The organism is Clostridium sp. UBA1652 (assembly GCF_002320975.1).
Lineage (GTDB): Bacteria > Bacillota > Clostridia > Clostridiales > Clostridiaceae > Clostridium_T > Clostridium_T intestinale.
In genome coordinates, this window is the sequence record NZ_DCLI01000012.1 from 1 (window position 1) to 4,407 (window position 4,407).

At 33.7% G+C, this 4,407-nt stretch carries 4 protein-coding genes; all 4 read right to left on the reverse strand.

The genetic code is table 11. The features are described from left to right. Window positions 1-94: 94 nt before the first annotated feature. Window positions 95-484 (reverse strand): dihydroxyacetone kinase phosphoryl donor subunit DhaM, encoded by a 390-nt coding sequence (dhaM, locus tag B3N22_RS01435; RefSeq protein WP_286904312.1) that lies wholly within the window; start codon window positions 482-484, stop codon window positions 95-97. Between the two features lie 14 nt (window positions 485-498). Further along, on the reverse strand, window positions 499-1,128 hold the full coding sequence (gene dhaL / locus B3N22_RS01440; RefSeq protein WP_286904314.1) for a dihydroxyacetone kinase subunit DhaL: 630 nt from the start codon (window positions 1,126-1,128) through the stop codon (window positions 499-501). Between the two features lie 28 nt (window positions 1,129-1,156). Next, on the reverse strand, window positions 1,157-2,155 hold the full coding sequence (dhaK, locus tag B3N22_RS01445; protein WP_286904316.1) for a dihydroxyacetone kinase subunit DhaK: 999 nt from the start codon (window positions 2,153-2,155) through the stop codon (window positions 1,157-1,159). Between the two features lie 173 nt (window positions 2,156-2,328). After that, window positions 2,329-4,407 (reverse strand): HPr family phosphocarrier protein (locus tag B3N22_RS01450; protein ID WP_286904318.1); only part of this gene is annotated, 2,079 nt, incomplete at its 5' end.

A 4,407-nucleotide genomic window follows, 5' to 3' on the forward strand; every position in this document is an offset into this window, starting at 1 on the left:
CTTTCTCATACTAATATTATACACTATTTTCTCAATTTTTTATACATTAATAGCCAAAAAACCGCAAACAGTCTTAAACTATTTGCGGCTTATTTTATGGCATTTTCCCTAAGTTCATAGGTCTTAATGCTTCTTCTATTTCTTCTATTGACTTTCCTATGCTGCTTTCAACAGCTGAGGTTACAGCTCCTTCAACTATTGGGCAATCTACTATTTTAACTTTCTTTGCTTTTTCTTCATCCATCATCTCGATTGCCATTTCTGCATTCATAAAGGCACTTCCCAAATCAAATATGAGAACTACTCCCTCTTCTGAATAAACACTTTCTATTGCATTCATTATTTTCATAACATCTGTGCCTATTCTTCCATCAGAGGTTCCTCCAGATGCAGCTATAGGAACTTCTGGTGCCATTTGCTGAGCTAGTTCTTTTACGCCTTCTGCTATGTTTTTACTGTGTGAAGTTATTACTATTCCTACCATGACTACTCTCCTTATTATTCAATAGCTTCATATATTGTTTCTAGTATTATTGCAGATGAAGTTGCTCCTGCATCTTGATGTCCTATACTTCTTTCTCCTAAATAGCTTGCTCTTCCTTTTGTAGCTATTATAGTTTTAGTGTATTCTACTCCATTATAGGCAGCTTCTTTAGCAAGTTTTAATATTTCTTTAGATTCTAATCCTTGCTCTATTCCTTTATTTATAGCTTCTAGTGCTGGTTCTAGAGCATCTATCATTGTCTTTTCGCCTGCCTTAGCTTTACCTCTCATCTTTATCCCATCAAGAGCATCCTTTAGCATGTTTGAAAAATCTTTAATATCTATTTCCGTTTTTCCATTTACACTCATGGATGATTTCATAAAGGCTGTTCCATATAAAGGGCCTGATGCACCTCCAACAGTAGATACTAAAGCCATACCTGTTTTCTTTAGAATTCCTGAAATATCTACGCCATCATCCTCCTTTAACTTTTCAGTTACAGCCTTAAAGCCCTTGCTCATGTTTATACCATGATCTCCATCCCCTATGGTTGCATCTAGTTCTGAAAGATACCCTTTATTCTCATCTATTTTTTCTGCTATTTGTGTTAATATTTCTATAACTTTTTTGCCGTTTATACTCATGTTATCTCCCCCATAGATCGTATTGTAATTAAAGTACTCTTAAAGCTGGAGTATCAGCAGGTGCATCTAATAATTCTTTTAATTCATCATCAAGTTTTAATAAAGTTATAGAGAAGCCTGCCATTTCAAGAGAAGTCATAAATTCACCTACAAATGTTTTATGAATTTTTATTCCTTTTTCAGTTAGCATTTCATTAACCTTCTTATTTACTATATAAAGTTCCATAAGAGGAGTTGAGCATAATCCATTTACCATTACTGCAACTTCTGTACCATCTTCTAGGTGCATGTCTTCTAGAATCTTATTAACTAGATGTTCTGTGATTTCATCTGATGTTTTTATTTCTTCTCTATGAGTACCTGGTTCTCCATGAATACCCATACCTATTTCCATTTCATTTTCAGCTAAAGTGAAGTTTGGTTTTCCTGCCGCTGGAACTATACATGAAGATATAGACATACCCATACTTCTTACATTATCAATTACCTTTTCAGCAACTCTTGTAACTTCTTCTAAACTTGCTCCAGTTTCAGCTTTTGCTCCTGCAAGTTTGTGTATAAATACTGTGCCTGCAATTCCTCTTCTTCCTGCTGTGTAAGTACTATTTTCTACTGCAACATCATCATTTACAACTACAGTACTTACTTGTATTCCTTCCATCTCAGCCATATCTTTTGCCATTTCAAAATTCATTACATCTCCAGTGTAGTTTTTGATAACTAAAAGTACACCATTTCCTGAATCAACAGCTTTTATAGCTTCATATACTTGGTCTGGAGTTGGTGATGTAAATACTGCTCCTGCAACTGCTCCATCAAGCATTCCTTTTCCAACATATCCACCATGAGATGGTTCATGTCCACTTCCTCCACCACTAACTAAAGCTACTTTGCCTTGAACTGATGAATTTGCTCTTACTAGCACTGTTGCATTCTCTAGCTTTCTCACATAATCTGGATGTGCAGCTACCATTCCTGAGAGCATATCCTCAACTACTAATTCTGGATTATTTATTATCTTTTTCATAAACCTCTTCCTCCCTTAAATATATAAATTAATTGCCCCAATAATATATATAGCAAAACTCAAGCCAATAATAACCAATCATTGTTAATCCTTATTGTTCAGTAAATGTTTACAAGACATGTTTAAGTTATAGTTGGGAATAAATATCAAGTTGTTCCTTTTTACCCTGATACTTATTCCCAACTTATCTTTTTTTCTATTCCATATTGTCTTGCTTTAGCAGCTACTGTTTTGTGAGTTAATCCTAACACCTTTCCTGCTGCATTGAAACTTCCATACTTTTTTAATGCTTTTTCAATTATGATTTTTTCATATTCTTTTAAAGGAAGTATATCATCTTCAATTATTGATGTTACATGGGCCTTTTCATGTTTCATGGGCCTCTCTTGTCTCATGTAAGAAGGTAAATCATCAAGGTCTATCACCTGGTTTTCATTTAAAGCAACTAATCTTTCAACTAAGTTCTCTAACTCTCTTACATTTCCTGGCCAAGAATAATTAAGTAGAGCCTCCATAGCGTCATTTTTGACTAAACTTATACTTTTGCCTATGTTCTTACTTATCTTATTAATAAAATGCTCAAGTAATGGTGCTATGTCTTGTCTTCTTTCTCTAAGTGGAGGTAAAAAGATAGGTATAACATTAAGTCTATAATATAAATCTTCTCTAAATTCCATTGTCCTTACCATCTCTTCTAGGTTTCTATGTGTTGCACCTATTATTCTCACATTAACCTTGATGGTTTCCTCTCCTCCAACTCTTTGGAACTCTTTTTCTTGAATTACTCTTAGAATCTTTGCCTGCATGCTCTTATCCATTTCCCCAATTTCATCTAAAAATATGGTTCCATTTTGGGCTAGTTCAAACTTTCCAAGCTTTCTTTTGATGGCACCAGTGAAGGACCCTTTTTCATGTCCAAAAAGTTCACTTTCTAAAAGATTCTGAGGAATTGCTGCACAGTTAACCCTTACAAAAGGCCCTTTAGCATTTTTACTTCCATAATGAATTCCTTCTGCAATAAGTTCTTTACCAGTTCCACTTTCACCTCTTATTAAAACTGTGGTATTAGTCTTTGCAGCCTTTGAAGCTGTAGCTAGTGCATCTAGTACCTTTCCACTGTAACCTATATATTTTGAAAAAGCCAAATCTGGTTTTTTGGTTCTAAACAACTCTTCTTCTAAATACTCTGCCTTTGCAGATGCCTTCTTTAACTTCTCTGATAACTGCTTAACTTCTGTGATGTTTTTGATTACAGAAACAACACCTGTTATCTCGCCATCAACTATTATTGGATTAACATTACAAACAATAGTAACATCATTTTCCTTGTAACTTAATGCACCTACTACACTTTTTCCTGTCTCTAAAACCCTTCTTCTTACTCCATCTGGAGAGATGTCTCTGATGTTTTTATTAAGTATGTTTTCTTCTTTTTCACTTAAAATTCTTAGATAGGCCCTATTCACATAGGTGATGACCCCATCTGAACTCATAACACATATTCCATCTTGTACAGTTTCTAATATAAGCTGCAATCTTTCTTTAAGTTCCTTAACTGTTTTTAATTCATTTTTTACTTTTTCTAAATTTGATATATCACTAAAAACAGCTAATGCACCTTTTGATATCTTATCTATCATTATAGGAGTTCTATTTATAAGAAGTATCCTGTCATTTATAACTTCCCTTATCATAAGCTCTGATTTTCCAGATTTATTTATCTCCTTAAGCTTACTTTGATATATAACCTTATCTACATCTTTGCCAATTACTTCTCCTGAAGATAAATTGAGTATCCTTTCTGCCTCTTCATTAAATATAGTTATTATATCGTTCTCATCTGTTGCAATAATTCCATTAGGGATGTTACTGAACACTTGCTCTAAGGTCATTGTGTTGTTATTTATAATAGTGTCCACCTGATTTATTGTACTCTTGTCCTCTAAATCAAAATCACTTTCTAAAAAACTGCATATTTCCTCTAGGGCCTCTTGTGGGGTCTCACCTTGGGCCTCTACAATTATCTTTTCATTTTGTTTTACCTTAAGTAAAACAAGTGGCATAAGGCTGGCTGCTGATACCTTCTTTTTTTCTTTATACCTTATAAAAATCTCTACCTTATATTTCTTTTGTAGTTCACTGACTTTGTAAACTACCATGGCTAAGACTCTTGCATGAAGTCCTTTTTCATGTTTTACTTCTATTTCTTTGTAGACTATCAAGGTATTTAACTCCTTATATAATATATTTAG

Coding starts and splice junctions, on each gene's coding strand:
- dhaK (WP_286904316.1), bottom strand. CDS start 2,155: ATGAAAAAGATAATAAATAATCCAGAATTAGTAGTTGAGGATATGCTC.
- dhaM (WP_286904312.1), bottom strand. CDS start 484: ATGGTAGGAATAGTAATAACTTCACACAGTAAAAACATAGCAGAAGGC.
- dhaL (WP_286904314.1), bottom strand. CDS start 1,128: ATGAGTATAAACGGCAAAAAAGTTATAGAAATATTAACACAAATAGCA.